We start from the raw sequence: 16,214 nt of genomic DNA on the forward strand, positions 1-16,214 counted from the left end.
CCCGGCTTAAGTGCCGGGTTTTTTATATTGTCCTGATTGATGTCCATTCATTCCATGACCCATCGCGCGCTACCACGGTAGACGCCGAAGATTTCAACTGGCACTGATTTTGCATTAGTTCCATCATTACCCACTCGGCCAATCCGGGAGCTGAAATGGATCATCTGCTTTATATCGCCATGTCGGGCGCCAAGGAAAACATGCACAGTGTGGCCCTGCGCGCCAATAACCTGGCCAACGCCAATACCACCGGTTTTCGTGCCGATCTGGAGCAGGCTCGAGCCATGCAGGCCTTTGGTGAAGGCCTGCCCAGCCGGGTGTTTGCCATGACCGAGCGGCCGGGGCAAAATTTTGCCGCCGGCCCCATTCAGACCACAGGACGAGAACTTGACGTGGCCGTGGCCGGTGACGGCTGGCTGGCGGTGGAAGCGGCGGACGGAACCGAGGCTTATACCCGCTTCGGCAACCTGCAGGTGTCGGTGGAAGGCCTGCTGCAGACCAGTACCGGCCTTAATGTGCTGGACGATGGCGGCAATCCCATCGTGCTGCCGCTGCCGCTGGAGAAAATGGAGATTAACAAGGACGGTACCATCTTTGCACGGTTGGAAGGTGAGCCTGCCGATGGTGGTGCCGAGTTGCAGCGCATCAAGACGGTGTTGCCGGACCATGACCAGATTGAAAAGGGCAATGACGGCCTGTTTCGCCGCAAGGACGGTGAAGCCGAGCCGGCCTCGGCCCAGGTGCAGCTGATTGCCGGTGCGCTGGAAGGCAGTAACGTCAATCCCATCGCCGAAATGACCCATCTTATCGATCTGCAACGGCGCTTTGAGACCCAGCTGAAAATGATGAGTCACGCCGAGGAAAACGACAAGGCCCATGCCCAGCTGCTGCGCATCGGTTAAAGGAGAGCAACATGAACCCCGCATTGTGGATTAGCAAGACCGGGCTCGACGCCCAGCAGACCAATATTTCGGTGACCTCCAACAACCTGGCCAACGCCAGTACCGTTGGGTTTAAAAAGGGCCGGGCCATCTTTGAAGACCTGCTCTATCAGAATATTCACCAGCCCGGTGGCCGGGCCACCGCCGACAGCAACCTGCCTTCCGGGCTGATGCTAGGCGCCGGCAGCAAGGTGGTCGCCACCCAGAAAAGCTTTACTCAAGGGAGCGTGCAGACCACAGACAACGCCCTGGATGTGATGATCGACGGCCGCGGCTTTTTTGAAGTACTGCTTCCCGATGGTACCACCGGCTATACCCGCAACGGCCAGTTTGCCCTCAACGAAGAAGGCATTATCGTGACGCCCGGCAATGGCTACCCGGTATTGCCGGAAATGCAGATCCCGGAAAATGCCCAGAGCATCAGCGTGGGCACCAATGGCGAGGTATCGGTACAGCTGGCCGGTCAGGCCGATTCCCAGGTGATTGGCCAGCTCATCGTGACCGACTTTGCCAACCCCGCCGGCCTGCAGCCCAAGGGGGAAAACCTCTTCCTGGCCACCCAGTCGAGCGGTGCGCCGTTGCAGGGCATTGCCGGCGCCGATGGCTTTGGTACCCTCAAGCAGGGCATGCTGGAAACGTCCAACGTCAACGTGACCGAGGAGCTGGTCAACCTGATTCAGGCCCAGCGGGTCTATGAAATGAACTCCAAGGTGATTTCCGCCGTGGACGACATGCTGGCCTACGTCAACCAGCAGCTGTAACCGGAGACCGGCCATGAGATGTGTCCTGATCCTGAGCGCGGCCGCCCTGCTGGCGGCCTGTACCTCCACGCCCTATACCCCCAAGCCCGACGATCCGGCCTATGCCCCCGTGATGCCGGGGCCGGGGCAGGAGCAGCTCGAACCCAATGGCGCCATTTTTCAGGACAACTATGCCAACAGCCTCTATTCCGACATCAAGGCTCACCGGGTAGGGGACATCATTACCGTGGAGCTGGCCGAGTCAACCCAAGCCCAGAAACGAGCGACCACCCAGCAGGCCAAGGACGGCAGCCTCAATATCAATCCGCTCAACATCGGAGGCCAGCCCATCAATGTGGCGGGGTACCCGGTGACCGCCAGCATGTCGAGCAACAACGAGTTTGACGGCCAGGCGAACACCAACCAGAGCAACAGCCTGCAGGGCAGCATCACGGTGAGCGTGGCGCGAGTGTTGCCCAACGGCAACCTCATGGTGCAGGGGGAGAAGTGGCTGATGCTGAACACCGGCGAGGAATATGTGCGCATCAGCGGCATGATTCGTCCCGAGGACATCAGCGCTGACAACCGGGTAGAGTCCACCCGGGTGGCCAATGCCCGCATCTACTATGGCGGTACCGGCGACTTTGCCAATACCCAGTCCCGCGGCTGGCTGGCCAAATTCTTTAACAGTCCCTGGTTCCCTTTCTAGGAGAAACGGCATGAAACGATTCAGTGGCCTTTTGCTTGTTTGCCTGCTGGCGCTGCCGGCGCAGGCGGCCCGCATCAAGGACATCAGCTCGGTGGCGGGCGTGCGTGCCAACCAGTTGGTGGGTTATGGCCTGGTAGTGGGCCTGCCCGGCACCGGCGAGCGCAATAACGCCTTTGCCCAGCAGACCTTTCGCACCATGCTGACCAATTTCGGCATTACCGTGCCTGATAACCTGCGGCCCAAGATGAACGACGTGGCGCCGGTGGCGGTGCATGCCGAATTGCCGCCGTTCTCCAAGCCGGGCCAGACCATAGACGTGACGGTATCGGCCATTGGCGAGGCCAAGAGCCTGCGTGGCGGCACCCTGTTGCAGACCTTTCTGAAGGGAGTGGACGGTCGGGTCTACGCCCTGGCCCAGGGCAGCCTGGTGGTTGGCGGTTTGGGGGCGGAAGGCGCCGATGGTTCTTCCATCATGATCAATACGCCCACCGTGGGCCGCATTCCCGCGGGCGCCATGGTAGAGCGGGAAGTGCCCAGCTCCTTTGCCCGGGGCGATACCATTACCTTTAATCTACACAGGCCCGACTTTACCACCGCCAAACGCATGGCGGAGGTGATCAATGATCTGGTCGGTCCCACCAGCGCCCAGGCGCTGGATGCCACCTCGGTGAGCGTGTATGCCCCTCGTGACACCGGCCAGCGCGTCAGTTTTTTGTCAACCCTGGAAAACCTGAGTGTGGATGTGGCCGACGAAGCGGCGAAGATCATCGTCAACTCCCGCACCGGAACCGTGGTGATTGGCCAGCAGGTTCAGCTTAAACCGGCGGCCATTACCCATGGCGGCCTCATTATCACCATTAACGAAAACCCTCAGGTGTCTCAGCCCAATGCCCTGGCCGGTGGCGATACTGTGGTGGTGCCCAACAGCGGCATCAATGTGGAGCAGCAAGACGGCCGCATGTTCAAGCTCGATACCGGCACCACCCTGGATGATCTGGTGCGGGCGGTGAATCAGGTGGGCGTGGCCCCGGGTGACCTGGTGGCAATACTGGAAGCTCTGCGCCAGGCGGGCGCGATTCAGGGCGAACTGGTGATTATTTAACGCCTTTAAACAGGGTGAGCGGAGGCAGCGCATGAAACATCTCGACTCGGTTCAGAACAGCCTGCTGGCCAATGACATTCAGGGCCTGGATAGGCTGCGGCAGCAGGGCTTCGAGCAGGACAGGGGCAAGGCGCTGGACGAAGCCGCGCGCCAGTTTGAAAGTCTGTTCACCCAGCAGTTGTTCAAGTCGATGCGTGAGGCCAACCAAGTGTTTGAGGCCGACAGCCCCATGAACAGCCGCTACACCCAATTTTACCAGGACATGCACGATCAGCAGATGAGCAGCGAACTCAGTCGCCAGGGCAGCCTGGGGTTGGCGGATCTTATTGTGCGCCAGCTGGGTGGCCAGGAGGACGAGGCCGCCACCGAGGTCCGCCATTTCAGCCTGGAGAATGTGCGGCGCATTCAGGGTAAGGTGGTACGTCCGCCCGACGCCGGCAGTGACGGGGAGGCTGCTGATGCAGTCAGACCGCCCCTGAAGGCGGCGCAGAACACACTCGAACATGCCGTGACCCTGGCAGCGGGTCAGAAGTTTGAATCGCCGAAGGATTTTGTACGCCGGCTGCTGCCGGCGGCCACCGCGGCGGCTGAACGGCTGGGGCTGGACCCAAAAGCCATGGTGGCCCAGGCGGCCCTGGAGACCGGCTGGGGCAAAAAAATCATCGGTAAAAAAAATGGTGAGTCCAGCCATAATCTTTTTGGCATCAAGGCCGATAACAGCTGGAAAGCGCAAAAAACCTGGGTCAATACCCTGGAATACGAACAGGGTATCGCCGTGCAAGTAAGGGCACCGTTCAGATCCTATGCGTCCTTTGACGACAGTTTTAACGACTATGTCCGGTTTCTGAACGACAATCCTCGCTATGGCCAGGCGCTGCAGCAAACCGGCTCGCCCCGGCAGTATTTTCAGGCCCTGCAGCAGGCGGGTTACGCTACCGATCCGAATTATGCCAGCAAGCTCTCGGCGGTGCTCGACACCGTCGATCGGCTGGCTTCACAAGCATAAGGACACACCATGGCTGTTGATATGTATCAAACCGGGGTAAGCGGGCTGCTGGCGGCCCAGGCCCAGCTGGCCACCACCGGCCACAACATTGCCAACGTGAACACCGAAGGCTACAGTCGTCAGCGGGCCGAGCAAGCCACTACCATGCACATGTTTTCAGGTGGCAATTTTTACGGCACCGGCACTCGGGTTAATGACGTGACCCGCATGTATCAGGAATACGCCTTTCGCGATGTGCTGATCAACAACACCGAAAAGGCCGGTGCCGAGGCGCTTTACAATCACCTCGATTACCTCGACAAGACCATGACCAGTGTGAATGCCGGCCTGGCCAGCAGCCTGGATGATCTCTACGGTGCCATTAACGCCGTGGCCGATAACCCGGGCAACCTGGGCAACCGGGAACTGATGCTGGCCAATGCGCAGGATATCGTCGACCATTTCAACGACTTCTACAGCTCGGTGGAGCAGGAGCGCATGATCAAGAACCGGGACATTGAATCCCGGGCCGAACACATCAGTTCGCTCACCGCCGGTATTGCCGATCTCAACCAGCAGATATTGAACGCCGGCCAGAACGCGCCGCCCAACGACCTGCTGGATCAGCGTGACCGGCTGATTCAGGAGCTGGGCCAGCAGGTACATATCACCACCCTCAAGGAAAGTAACGGCATGGTGTCGGTCATGCTGGGCGGACGCGAGCCCCTGGTATCGGGCAATCAGGCCTATCAACTGGAGGTGCGGCCGGGCTCGCCGGATCAGCAACAGACTGAGCTTTACCTGCTTCCACCCAACAGCAATGGCCAGGCTACCCGGCTCAGGGGCAGCCAGGCTCTGGGCGGTGAAATGGGCGCCCTGTTTCATTATCGCGATCAGGTGCTGGGCCCCAACCTGAGTGACATGGGTAAAACCGCCATTGCCATTGCCGATGCCTTTAACAAGATTCAGGCTCAGGGGGTGGATCTGAACGGCAATGCCGGCCAGAACATGTTTAACGATATCAACGATCCCGACGCCATGGCCAAGCGCTTTGTGGGGGACAATCCCGGTGTGTCGGGCGCGGTGGAAATCACCGATACCGGCAAGCTGACCGGCGGTGAGTACAGCCTCAAATATCAGCCCAATGGTGACTTTCTGTTTACCGACGTCGCCAGCGGAACCGAAATAACGGTGGCTGCGGGTGATGTAGTGACCGGCCCCGGCACCCAGATGGCCATTACGCCGCCCAACCTTGGCTTTACCCTGACCCTCAGTGACACTCCCAACACCGGGGATGAAATGCTGGTTCAGCCCACTCGCCAAGGCGCCATTGATTTGACCCTGAACCTGAAAACCGGGGATCAGATTGCCGCATCCGGCTCGCTGATGGTCAGCCCCGATGGCGATAATACCGGCACTGCCAAACCTTCGGTCAGTCTGACCGAACCGACTCCGCCGGCCACCGCCATTGCCAAGGCCGACTACCCGCTTAACCTCAAGGTGGAAGATGATGGTTCGGGAGGCTTTGTCTATAACGTCACCGATCGCAACGGCAATAGCCTGTTCAGCGGCGTGCCTGATGCCGATGGCAAGATAGCCTTTAACGATGTTGAGCTAAGCATGAACGGCGATGCTCAGCTTTATGATCAGTTCGAAATTCGTCAGGCCAGTGGCTCGGGCAACAACGAAAACGCCCTGGCCTTTGCCGAGCTGCAAAACAAAAAGTGGCTCAACAATGGTAAATCCACCGTCACCGACAGCCTGAATCAGACGGCCGTGGGCATTGGCAGCATGACCCGAAACCAAAGGGTCAAGGCGGATGCGGCGGATGCGGCCTACCAGCAATCCTATGATCGCATGCTGGCCACCTCGGGCGTTAACCTGGACGAAGAGGCTGCCAATCTGCTGCGTTTTCAGCAGTCCTATATGGCGGCGGCACGGGTGGTGTCCACCGCCAGTGAAACCATGAATACCCTGTTGCAGATCCGCTAAGGAGTCATAATGCGTGTTGCCAGTTTTCAGTTTATTCAGCGCAACCTGAACAACATCAGCGCCCGCACCTCCCAGGCCAATGAGCAACTGGGGCAGATGTCATCCGGAAAGCGGGTGGAGCATGCCAGCGACGATCCGGTATCGGCCAACGGCATCCTTAACTACAAGCAGGAGCTGCGCAAGCTCGAGCAGTATCAGAACAATATCAACCTGGCGGAAAACCGGCTGCGTCGGGAAGAGTGGGCGTTAAGCTCCGCCGAAACCATTACCCAGCAGGTAAAGGAAATCATGCTGGGGGCCAACAATCCCGCCATGACCCAGCAGGAACGGAATGCCTACAAGGAAGAGCTGCAAAGCCGCATCGACGAAATGCTGGATCTGGCCAACACCCAGGATGAGTTTGGTCAGTATATTTTCGGCGGGTTTCAGACCGATGATTCCCCCTTCAGCCGCCAGCCCGACGGTACCGTGGTATATGGTGGTGACGGCGGTCAGCGAGACATGATGGTGGGTGACAACGTCAGGGTGGGGATCAACCACAGTGGCGAGCTGGTGTTTGGTGGTGTGCCTAATCCGCGGGGTGATTTTACCGTTAGCTATGAACTGGGCAGCCAGTCGCGGGAAGACAACCTGCGTGTTGAACGGGCCCATATCAATGACAAAAGCAGCTTTACCGACGCGCACCCCTATACCATCGACTTTGTCACCGATCCCAACAGCCCCGACGGCGTGGCCTTTACCATCACAGACGCAGGTGGCAATGTGGTGCCGGCGCCGCCCGCAGATCCGACGCCTTATGTTCCGGGTGACACCGTCACCGTCGATGGTGTTGACATCACCATCAAGGGTGAAGCCAAAGTGGGCGATAAAGTCACCCTTTCTTCTGACGTCAAAGACGGCACCGGCCAGGATAGCCGCAATGTGTTTGATGTGCTCAAAAGGGCCAAAGACTGGCTGGAAAGCGACGGCCATAACCCCTCTGGCCAGAGTGAAATGATCGAAGTGCTGGATGAACTGGATGCCATGGCCGGGCATTTTACCCGCGTACGCGCCGATACCGGCAACCGCATGCAGCGGCTGGAAAACCAGCAGCTCACCCACGAAGACATGAGCCTGACCCTGAACAAGCTGCGCAGCGGCATGGAAGATCTTGACTACGCCAAGGCCACCGGCGAGTTCAGCCAGACCATGGTGGCGCTGCAGGCTACTCAGACCATGTTCGGCAAGGTGCAGAGCATGAGCCTGTTTAACTACATTTAACGATATAACTACGTGCCGGCGTACCGGCACCAGGTTGTACTGAAAACAGACGGGGCCGGCATTTGCCGGCCCCGATGTTTATTCCGCCACACAATCCACAAAGTAGCGGGTTTCGCCCTGCTGCTCTTCCGCCACCAGACCGTGAATGTAGGTTTCAAAGCCAGGAAAACGCTGGTTGAACTCGCGGGCAAAGCGCAGGTAACTGATGATGGTGTCGTTAAACACCTCTCCCGGGATCAGCAGCGGAATGCCGGGCGGGTAGGGGGCCACCATCACCGCCGTGGTGCGCCCGGTCAGCTCGTCGAGAGGGACCCGCTCGATTTGCTTGTGGGCCATTCTGGCAAAGGCGTCGGCGGGCTTCATGGCCGGCACCAGATCCGACAGGTACATTTCCGTGGTCAGCCGGGCCACGTCGTTTTCCTTGTACACGGCATGAATTTGCTCGCACAGATCCCGCAGCCCCACTCGCTCGTAGCTGGGCTGGCTCTGCACAAACTCCGGCAAAATCTTCCATAACGGCACGTTGTTGTCGTAATCGTCCTTGAACTGCTGCAGTTCGGTCACCATGGTGTTCCAGCGGCCCTTGGTGATGCCGATGGTAAACATGATAAAGAAGGAATAGAGCCCGGTTTTCTCGATCACGATGCCGTGCTCGGCCAGGTATTTGGTCACCACCACCGCCGGAATGCCGGACTCGGCAAACTGGCCCTTCATGTTGAGCCCGGGGGTGAGAATGGTGGCCTTGATCGGGTCGAGCAGGTTAAAGCCGGGTTCAATGTCGCCAAAGCCGTGCCAGCCGTCCTCCGAGCGCAGCATCCAGGCGTCGCGCTCGTCCAGGCCGTGATCGGTGAGATCGTCCGGACCCCATACCTTGAACCACCAGTCGATGCCGTACTCGTCGTCCACCTTGCGCATGGCCCGGCGAAACTCCAGTGCCTCGGCCAGGGACTCTTCCACCAGGGCGGTGCCGCCCGGCTCTTCCATCATGGCCGCCGCCACGTCGCAGGACGCAATAATGGCGTATTGCGGGCTGGTGGAGGTGTGCATCAGGTAGGCTTCGTTGAACACATGCCGATCGAGCCGGGTCTTTTCGCCGTCCTGGATCAGGATTTGAGATGCCTGGGACAGGCCCGCCAGCAGCTTGTGGGTGGACTGGGTGGCGAACACCATGGAGTCTTCACAGCGCGGCCGGCCTTCGCCAATGGCGTGATAGTCACCGTAAAAGTCGTGAAAGGCGGCGTGAGGCAACCAGGCTTCGTCGAAATGCAGGGTTTCAATCTCACCGTCGAGCAGGCCCTTGATCTCTTCCACGTTATAAAGAATGCCGTCGTAGGTGGACTGGGTAATGGTCAGCACTCGGGGTTTGGTATCGGGATTTTTAGCCAGAATTTCCCGGCAGAAGGGGTTGGCTTCCATCTTTTGGCGAATGCGCGCGGGCTCGAATTCGCTGCGGGGAATGGGGCCGATAATGCCGTAGTGGTTGCGGGTTGGCATCAGGAATACCGGCACGGCACCGGTCATCATGATGGCGTGCAGAATCGACTTGTGGCAGTTGCGATCCACCACCACGATATCGCCGGGGGCCACGGTGGAGTTCCACACGATTTTGTTGGAGGTGGAAGTGCCATTGGTCACGAAAAACAGGTGATCGGCATTGAAAATACGGGCGGCGTTGCGCTCCGAGGCGGCCACCGGGCCGGTGTGATCGAGCAGCTGACCCAGCTCGTCCACCGAGTTGCACACGTCGGCGCGCAGCATGTTTTCGCCGAAAAACTGGTGAAACATGCGCCCCACCGGCGATTTCAGAAAGGCCACGCCACCGGAGTGCCCCGGGCAGTGCCAGGAATAAGAGCCGTCCTGGGCGTAGTGGGTCAGGGCGCGGAAAAATGGCGGTGCCAGGGAGTCGAGGTAGCTTTTGGCCTCGCGAATAATGTGCCGGGCCACGAAGTCGGGCGTGTCTTCGTGCATGTGAATAAAGCCGTGTAGCTCCCGCAGAATGGCGTTGGGAATATGACGGGCGGTGCGGGTTTCACCGTAAAGGTAAATGGGAATGTCCGGGTTACGGTGGCGAATTTGCTCCACAAACCCGCGCAGCTGCTCCAGTACCGAGTGCGCTTCTTCCCGGCTGCCGGCCAGCTCTTCGTCGTCGATGGACAGCACAAAGCCGGCGGCCCGGCTCTGCTGCTGGGCGAATGAGGTCAGGTCACCGTAGCTGGTGTAACCCACCACGTCCATGCCGGCCTTTTCAATGGCCGACGCCAGCTCGCGAATGCCGGAGCCGCTGGTGTTTTCGGAGCGAAAGTCTTCGTCGATGATAACGATGGGAAAGTAAAAGCGCATCAATGGTCCCTTGTTGCCTGGAGCGAGTGCCAAAATCATAGCCGATCCGCATTCTACTGCCTGACCAAAAGGCTGACAAAAGATAGTTATGCATTTTGGGTGATTAAATAATATTTGATGGCGTCCGGCGAGGAGCGGTGAGACGTCAAATGCTTTACCTCCACCGCCTTTCGTGTGGAAAAGGAGCGGCATCGCAGGCACTATTTGAGACTGGCTTAAGACAGGACACCTTCATGCCCGGACTTTTTCGACTCGCCGGCCTGGCCCTGGCAACCGCACTGGTGACTGGTTGTGCCACGGCGCCGCCAAAGAACCCCACCAATCTCTGTGCCATCTTTGAGCAATATCCCGACTGGCACGAGGCGGCGGAAGACACACGGCAAAAATGGGGCGCGCCGGCGCACGTGACCATGGCGATGATGTTTCAGGAAAGCAGTTTTCGTCACGATGCCCGGCCACCCATGCGCTGGTTTTTGTTTATTCCCTATGGCCGGGCTTCCAGTGCCTATGGCTATGCCCAGGCCAAGGACGAAACCTGGGCCGATTATCGACGGGAAACCGGCAACGGCTGGGCCGACCGGGACGATTTTGACGACGCCATGGACTTTATGGGCTGGTATATGAGCAAAACCAGTCGCTTGAACGGCATCTCCAAGTGGGATGCCTACGGCCAGTATTTGAATTATCACGAAGGCTGGACCGGCTACCGCCGTGGCAACCACCTGCGCAAGCGCTGGCTGCTGGGTGTTTCACGCAAGGTGGAAAGCCGAGCCAAACGCTATGCCGAGCAATACTGGGGCTGTAAGGACAAGCTTAACAGCGGCTGGTTCTGACCCCTTCGGGGAGCTGTCAGAGTGTAGGTTGCGAATGAGCGCAGCGAATTCCAACAATCCGCCGGTCCGCCGGCGGCTTCGCGTTGTGGTTCGCTCCGCTCATCACAACCTACTTTACTTACAGCTTGTGTTCAGGTATTTGGTCATTTCGTCTTCGGGCACCATGCCGCCGCCGGTGGCCCACACCAGGTGATGGGCGCGTGCCAGCCGTGCCGGTGTCAGCCCCATGCGTTCCCGGTAACCCTGATCCTCATTTTCCACGCGCCAGGGACCGGGCATGCCGGCCAGGGCCGAGGGCTCGAGAAACATGTTTTCCTGCCGGGCCAGCAGGCCGAGCAGGTTCAGCATTTGTTCATCGGGCAGGGTGTAAAAGCCGTCGAGCATCGGCGCCATCACTCGGCCCACAAAACCGGATGGCCGGCCCACCGCCAGCCCGTCGGCGGCGGTGAGGTTGTCGATACCCAAATCCTGTACCGAAATGGCGTCGTGCAGGCCGGTATAGACCCCGAGCAGCATGCAGGGCGAATGAGTGGGCTCGGCAAACACGCAGTGCACGGCATCGCCAAAGGCCAGTTTCAGGCCAAAGGCCACGCCCCCTGGGCCACCGCCCACGCCGCACGGCAGGTAAACGAACAGCGGGTGCTCCTTGTCTACGCGAATGCCCTGCTGCTCCAGTTGGGCTTTGAGCCGCAGTCCGGCCACGGCATAGCCCAGGAACAGCTGCACCGAGTTTTCATCGTCCACAAAGTGGCAGTAGGGATCGCTCTGTGCCTGGGCCCGTCCTTCGGCCACCGCCACCGAGTAATCGCTCTGATATTCCACCACCTTGACGCCGTGGCTGCGCAGCAGCGCCTTCTTCCATTCCCGCGCATCCGCCGACATGTGCACACTGACCTGAAAACCCAGTTTGGCACTGATGATGCCGATGGACAGCCCCAGATTACCGGTGGATCCCACGGCCACGGAATAACGGCCAAAAAATGTGCGGAATTCGTCGCTGTCGAGCCGGGCGTAATCGTCATTCAGGTGCAGCAGGCCGGCCTTGAGCGCCAGCTTCTCGGCATGGTGCAGCACCTCATAGATGCCGCCTCTGGCCTTGATGGAGCCGGAGATCGGTAGCAGGTCGTCCCGCTTCAACAGCAGGGTGCCGGCAAGAGAGCCGTTCAGCTGCTGGTCCAGGGCGTGCTGCATGGCGGGAATAGCCTGCACCGGGGATTCCAGAATGCCATTAAGCGCACGAGTGTCGGCAAACACGGTGCGAAAATAGGCGGCGAATCGGCCCAGCCGGGCGGCGGCGTCGGCGACATCGTCGGCGGTCAGCGCCACGCCCTTTAACGCCCGCTCCAGCGGCTGGCGTTCGGGGTTGAACCAGGTGACCGGCGTCAGCGCCATCAGCGGGTTGAGCAGCGGATAACGGTGGCAGAGCTCGTCGATAGCCTGCCGGGAATAATGAGGATGTGAATGCATGGAAAGGGTGTCCTGAATACAAGCTGGCGCCAGTATAACAAGCAAAGCCGGACCCTTGCAGTCCGGCTTGTGAGTTCATCGTCAGTATTAACTTGAATGATAAGAGGCGGCCCTGAGGCCGCTTCTTGGTTCGGTCAGCCCGCTTTTTGCCGGGCAAAGTACTCTTTGGTCAGGCGGAACACCACCGGGCTCAGCAGCGCCAGGGCGATCAGGTTGGGAATGGCCATCATGGCGTTCAGGGTGTCGGCCAGCAACCAGATAAATTCCAGCGACTGAGTGGCACCAATGGGCAGGGCCAGCACCCAGGCAATGCGGAAGGGCACGATGGCCTTGACGCCAAACAGGAACTGCACACATTTCTCGCCGTAGAAGCTCCAGCCAAGAATGGTGGTGAAGGCGAAGATGGCCAGCGCTACCGAGACGATGTATTCACCGCCGGGAATGGCCAGGGAGAAGGCCAGGGTGGTGAGGGACGCCCCGGCTTCACCGCTGGTCCAGCTGCCGGTCACGATAATGGCCAGGCCGGTGACCGAGCACACGATAATGGTATCGATAAAGGTACCCAGCATGGCGATCAGGCCCTGACGTACCGGGTTGTCGGTTTTGGCGGCGGCGTGAGCGATGGGCGCACTGCCCAGGCCCGCTTCGTTGGAAAATACGCCCCGGGCCACACCAAAGCGAATGGCGGCCCATACCGCGGCGCCGGCAAAGCCACCCTGAGCGGCGATAGGGGTAAAGGCATGTTCAATGATCAGGGCAAAGGCGGCGGGAATTTCACCCAGGTTCATTGCCAGCACCACGATACCAGCGGCGAAGTAGGATACCGTCATCAGCGGCACCAGTTTGCCCGCGACTTCCGAAATCCAGCGAATACCACCGATCAGCACCAGGCCCACCAGCACCATCAGCACAATGCCGGTCATGGTGTGGGATATGCCAAAGGAGGCATCCAGGGCGTCGGCCACCGAGTTGGCCTGCACGGTATTGCCAATGCCAAAGCCGGCAAAGCCGCCGAAGATGGCAAAGGCCACGCCCAGCCATGCCCATTTGGCACCGAGGCCATTGCGAATGTAATACATGGGGCCACCCACATGGTTGCCCAGTTTGTCGGTTTCCCGGTATTTCACCGCGCACACCGCCTCGGCGTATTTGGTGGCCATACCCACCAGGGCGGTCATCCACATCCAGAACAGGGCGCCGGGGCCGCCAAAGAAGATGGCGGTGGCCACACCGGCAATGTTACCGGTACCAATGGTGGCCGACAGGGCCGTCATCAGGGCGTTGAAGGGAGATATTTCGCCGGCACCGGCCTCGGCCTTGCTGAACAGCAGCTTAAAACCGGTGCCCAGCTTGCGAATGGGCATCAGGCCAAGGCCCAGTTGCAGGTAAAGGCCGAGGCCGAGAATACCAACCAGCATGGGGACGCCCCATACCACGCTATTTACAGAGGTCAGCAAAGAGGTGAGCCATTCCATCGGTGTCACTCCTGGAGGAAGAAAAATGCCAAAATTGGGCCGTTCAGTAAGAGACTAGACCCATTCAGACCATTAGAGTACCCAGTTCATGTTTCGAGCGAAACTAAAAGTAGCATTTCATGGCAAGGCGTAATGCCGTGATCACGCTTTTTTGCCCGGCGTAGCCCAGCCGTTTTGCCACTTGGGCCGGCTCTGCGCCGGGATGCAAGGCCGTCTGCAGCAGGGCTTGCTGGTGTGGCGCTGGCGGATGTACCGGTGTGTTATGGGCGATAAAGCGGCGCAGGGCGGGGCGATCGGCGTGCAGATCTCGGTGATAACAGGCAAAGTCATGGGCGCGTTGCGCGTCCCGCTGTTCATTGACTCGTGGTGGGGGCAGAGGCAGGCCGGCGGGCATGGTACGGCCTTCGTCACGCATATCGGCACCGAACTGCCCCTGCCACTCATGCAGCACTGATTGGGCGCGGCTGGATGCCGGCCACAGCATCATGGCCGCGTGCAGACCGCTGACACCATCGGCGGCCAGCCCCAGGCGTACCGGAAGAAAGCCGTTGCGGCTCCAGAACGTCAGCAGCTCGGGGCTGGCACCAAAGCTGGTGCCGAGAAAATCGGTGTTCACCTGCTGTTTGAGCCAGCCCAGCAGCTGCGAGCCGATGCCGGCCTGCTGGCAGGCCGGGTGCACCACAATGCGCATAATGCGGGCATAGCCAAAATCACAGGCATCCATCAGGCCGCCATGAAAGCACAGCGATTGGGGCAGCAGATGGCCCCGTGGTCGGCGCTGGCCGCGCCAGATAGCGGTAGCCAGGGCGCCATCCAGCTCGCCTTCCCGCTGTAGCAGCGCCGCCGCTACCGGCACGCCCTGACGAAAGACCACCGCCAGCGATACCCCGGGGGCATCCAGCAGTTGGCGCAGATCGCTCGGCCGGGTCTGATAATGGGCCAGGGTCAGCAGACCAAATACCTGCTGCAGCAGGGTATCGTCGGCCAGCAGGCGCTGGCGGGTGACCCATTCCATGTTCGGTGCACCGGTCGAAGGGGGCGCGGGCGGATTCGAGTCCAATGCCAGCAAGCGAAACAGCAAGGGTTCCAGCGGATCACCCTGGCTCCAGCGGGCCGGCGTACCGATATGCGCATTGCCCACCGTCGGGCTCAGGGCGGCCAGTGCCGGCTGAAATTTGAGGGTAAAGCCCAGCCCGGTGCCCTCGTAGCCATGCTCGGTGCTGGCAAACAGGCAGCAGTAGCGGCGGGCAAGCGCAAGCAGCATGGGCACCGGCAGGGCGGCGGCTTCGTCGACCAGCACCACATCGGCCGCGGGCCGCTCCGCCAGCAGGGCGTCGGGAGCCATAAAGGGCAGATCAGGTTCGCAGTGGGCTAAGGCCCGGGCAGCGGCGTCCGGGCTGGGGGCGGTAAGCAGCACCCGCTTGCCGGTGCGCAACAGCCGGCCCGCCGCCAGCCCCAGCAGGCTGGATTTGCCCCGGCCCCGGTCTGCAGTGAGCACGACGGGTTCTCCGCGGCGTGCGCCGCGCAGCAACAGCGTCAGGGCATGGCGTTGTTGCCGGTTCAGGCAACCATGCCGGTCCCGTTGCAATCGCCATGGGGCGCCGGACAGCAGCGGCAGTGTCGGTGCCGGCCGATGTTGTTGCCACAGCAATACACCAGGGGCGGAGCGCAGCAGGGCGATGGCTCGAGTGATAAATCGGCTGTTTAGCCCCTCGGCCTGCTCGGGCAAGGCCACGTAGCGGCGCAAGTCCGGATCCGCATAGGCGTGCCAGCGCTGCAGGGGAGGGCACAGCAGCACCAGCAGGCCTCCGGCGGCCAGGGCCCCCACCGCGGCGCCAAGGGCATCCGGATGCAGGCCGCTGAAGGCATTGAAGACCAGGTGGTGATATTCCCGGCCTAGGGCGGTGTGAAACTTGCCAAGGGGGCAGTGCGGCTGAGCGAACGGGGCCTCGCCCAGCCAGAGAATATGTGCAGGAGCAAGACTCGTGAGCAGGGACTGCGCCCGGGCTTGTGCCCAGTCCTGCTCGCCACTCACTATCAGCAGCCGACGTTCACCCCGTTGCAGCAGTTGCCGGCAGAAGCCGGGCCAGTCAGTCAAACAGGCGCTCACCGTTTTCGTCGATGAGGCGTTGGGCCTTTCCGATCATCAGCTCGGCGGCCTGCTCGGCACTGGGCAGCAGATCGGCCCTTATCAGCCGGTATTCCCGCCGCTCGCCGTCTTTTAGTTGCACAATGCGTCCCTGCAGCCGGTATTGTCCGCCCTCGGCGCCGGGCTCGGGATGAATGACAAAACCCTTGTATTCCACCGCTTCAAAACGGGGGCCGGCAGGAGCGGAAGAAGAAAACAGTCTGGTGAGCCAGCCGAACATG

13 protein-coding genes are annotated in these 16,214 nt (G+C 60.3%); 8 read left to right on the forward strand and 5 right to left on the reverse strand.

The genetic code is table 11. The annotated features are described in order from the left end of the window. Nucleotides 1-155 precede the first annotated feature (155 nt). The 7 genes from flgF to flgL are packed head-to-tail and all read left to right on the forward strand — an operon-like array spanning nt 156 to nt 7,729. Nucleotides 156-902 carry a flagellar basal-body rod protein FlgF gene (flgF, locus tag OJHNALOF_RS05685; RefSeq protein WP_094200057.1) on the forward strand — a complete coding sequence of 249 codons (747 nt, stop codon included), beginning with the start codon at nt 156-158 and terminating at the stop codon, nt 900-902. A gap of 11 nt (nt 903-913) precedes the next feature. Next, the gene (flgG, locus tag OJHNALOF_RS05690; protein WP_094200056.1) at nt 914-1,702 is read left to right on the forward strand and encodes a flagellar basal-body rod protein FlgG; all 789 of its coding nucleotides are present in this window, start codon (nt 914-916) and stop codon (nt 1,700-1,702) included. Between the two features lie 13 nt (nt 1,703-1,715). After that, nucleotides 1,716-2,390 (forward strand): flagellar basal body L-ring protein FlgH, encoded by a 675-nt coding sequence (flgH, locus tag OJHNALOF_RS05695; RefSeq protein ID WP_094200055.1) that lies wholly within the window; start codon nt 1,716-1,718, stop codon nt 2,388-2,390. Between the two features lie 10 nt (nt 2,391-2,400). Then, nucleotides 2,401-3,492, forward strand: a complete 1,092-nt coding sequence (locus OJHNALOF_RS05700; protein WP_094200054.1) for a flagellar basal body P-ring protein FlgI — start codon at nt 2,401-2,403, stop codon at nt 3,490-3,492. A 31-nt stretch (nt 3,493-3,523) separates the two neighbouring features. Continuing rightward, entirely contained in the window at nt 3,524-4,498 is a 975-nt protein-coding gene (flgJ, locus tag OJHNALOF_RS05705; RefSeq protein ID WP_094200053.1) for a flagellar assembly peptidoglycan hydrolase FlgJ, read from the forward strand. 9 nt (nt 4,499-4,507) lie between these two features. Then, entirely contained in the window at nt 4,508-6,469 is a 1,962-nt protein-coding gene (gene flgK, locus OJHNALOF_RS05710; RefSeq protein ID WP_240919640.1) for a flagellar hook-associated protein FlgK, read from the forward strand. A gap of 9 nt (nt 6,470-6,478) precedes the next feature. Further along, the gene (flgL, locus tag OJHNALOF_RS05715; protein ID WP_094200051.1) at nt 6,479-7,729 is read left to right on the forward strand and encodes a flagellar hook-associated protein FlgL; all 1,251 of its coding nucleotides are present in this window, start codon (nt 6,479-6,481) and stop codon (nt 7,727-7,729) included. 78 nt (nt 7,730-7,807) lie between these two features. Here the strand turns inward: flgL and OJHNALOF_RS05720 are convergent, their stop codons facing one another. Continuing rightward, nucleotides 7,808-10,108 (reverse strand): arginine/lysine/ornithine decarboxylase, encoded by a 2,301-nt coding sequence (locus tag OJHNALOF_RS05720; RefSeq protein ID WP_206063569.1) that lies wholly within the window; start codon nt 10,106-10,108, stop codon nt 7,808-7,810. Between the two features lie 194 nt (nt 10,109-10,302). On the opposite strand from OJHNALOF_RS05720, the gene OJHNALOF_RS05725 reads away from it, so the two are divergent. Beyond that, nucleotides 10,303-10,902, forward strand: coding sequence for a hypothetical protein (locus OJHNALOF_RS05725; protein ID WP_165661434.1), 600 nt, complete (start codon nt 10,303-10,305; stop codon nt 10,900-10,902). A gap of 114 nt (nt 10,903-11,016) precedes the next feature. Here the strand turns inward: OJHNALOF_RS05725 and OJHNALOF_RS05730 are convergent, their stop codons facing one another. From OJHNALOF_RS05730 to OJHNALOF_RS05745, 4 genes are all read right to left on the reverse strand, one after another. Then, a complete protein-coding gene (locus OJHNALOF_RS05730) occupies nt 11,017-12,369 on the reverse strand; it encodes a D-serine ammonia-lyase (RefSeq protein ID WP_165661435.1) in 1,353 nt (450 codons plus the stop codon). Nucleotides 12,370-12,503: 134 nt separating this feature from the next. Then, nucleotides 12,504-13,844, reverse strand: coding sequence for a sodium:alanine symporter family protein (locus OJHNALOF_RS05735; RefSeq protein WP_094200047.1), 1,341 nt, complete (start codon nt 13,842-13,844; stop codon nt 12,504-12,506). Nucleotides 13,845-13,947: 103 nt separating this feature from the next. After that, complete coding sequence (locus tag OJHNALOF_RS05740) at nt 13,948-15,942, reverse strand: tRNA(Met) cytidine acetyltransferase TmcA (protein ID WP_165661436.1); 1,995 nt, start codon at nt 15,940-15,942, stop codon at nt 13,948-13,950. Further along, nucleotides 15,935-16,213 carry an HlyU family transcriptional regulator gene (locus OJHNALOF_RS05745; protein ID WP_094200045.1) on the reverse strand — a complete coding sequence of 93 codons (279 nt, stop codon included), beginning with the start codon at nt 16,211-16,213 and terminating at the stop codon, nt 15,935-15,937. Before OJHNALOF_RS05745 ends, OJHNALOF_RS05740 begins: the two co-directional genes overlap by 8 nt. Nucleotide 16,214 lies beyond the last annotated feature (1 nt).

Source organism: Oceanimonas sp. MB9, assembly GCF_011319775.1.
GTDB lineage: Bacteria > Pseudomonadota > Gammaproteobacteria > Enterobacterales > Aeromonadaceae > Oceanimonas > Oceanimonas doudoroffii.

What these genes read in the sequence shown, in the direction of transcription:
- flgF (WP_094200057.1), top strand. Translation starts at nt 156, where the DNA reads ATGGATCATCTGCTTTATATCGCCATGTCGGGCGCCAAGGAAAACATG.
- flgG (WP_094200056.1), top strand. Translation starts at nt 914, where the DNA reads ATGAACCCCGCATTGTGGATTAGCAAGACCGGGCTCGACGCCCAGCAG.
- flgH (WP_094200055.1), top strand. Translation starts at nt 1,716, where the DNA reads ATGAGATGTGTCCTGATCCTGAGCGCGGCCGCCCTGCTGGCGGCCTGT.
- OJHNALOF_RS05700 (WP_094200054.1), top strand. Translation starts at nt 2,401, where the DNA reads ATGAAACGATTCAGTGGCCTTTTGCTTGTTTGCCTGCTGGCGCTGCCG.
- flgJ (WP_094200053.1), top strand. Translation starts at nt 3,524, where the DNA reads ATGAAACATCTCGACTCGGTTCAGAACAGCCTGCTGGCCAATGACATT.
- flgK (WP_240919640.1), top strand. Translation starts at nt 4,508, where the DNA reads ATGGCTGTTGATATGTATCAAACCGGGGTAAGCGGGCTGCTGGCGGCC.
- flgL (WP_094200051.1), top strand. Translation starts at nt 6,479, where the DNA reads ATGCGTGTTGCCAGTTTTCAGTTTATTCAGCGCAACCTGAACAACATC.
- OJHNALOF_RS05720 (WP_206063569.1), bottom strand. Translation starts at nt 10,108, where the DNA reads ATGATTTTGGCACTCGCTCCAGGCAACAAGGGACCATTGATGCGCTTT.
- OJHNALOF_RS05725 (WP_165661434.1), top strand. Translation starts at nt 10,303, where the DNA reads ATGCCCGGACTTTTTCGACTCGCCGGCCTGGCCCTGGCAACCGCACTG.
- OJHNALOF_RS05730 (WP_165661435.1), bottom strand. Translation starts at nt 12,369, where the DNA reads ATGCATTCACATCCTCATTATTCCCGGCAGGCTATCGACGAGCTCTGC.
- OJHNALOF_RS05735 (WP_094200047.1), bottom strand. Translation starts at nt 13,844, where the DNA reads ATGGAATGGCTCACCTCTTTGCTGACCTCTGTAAATAGCGTGGTATGG.
- OJHNALOF_RS05745 (WP_094200045.1), bottom strand. Translation starts at nt 16,213, where the DNA reads ATGTTCGGCTGGCTCACCAGACTGTTTTCTTCTTCCGCTCCTGCCGGC.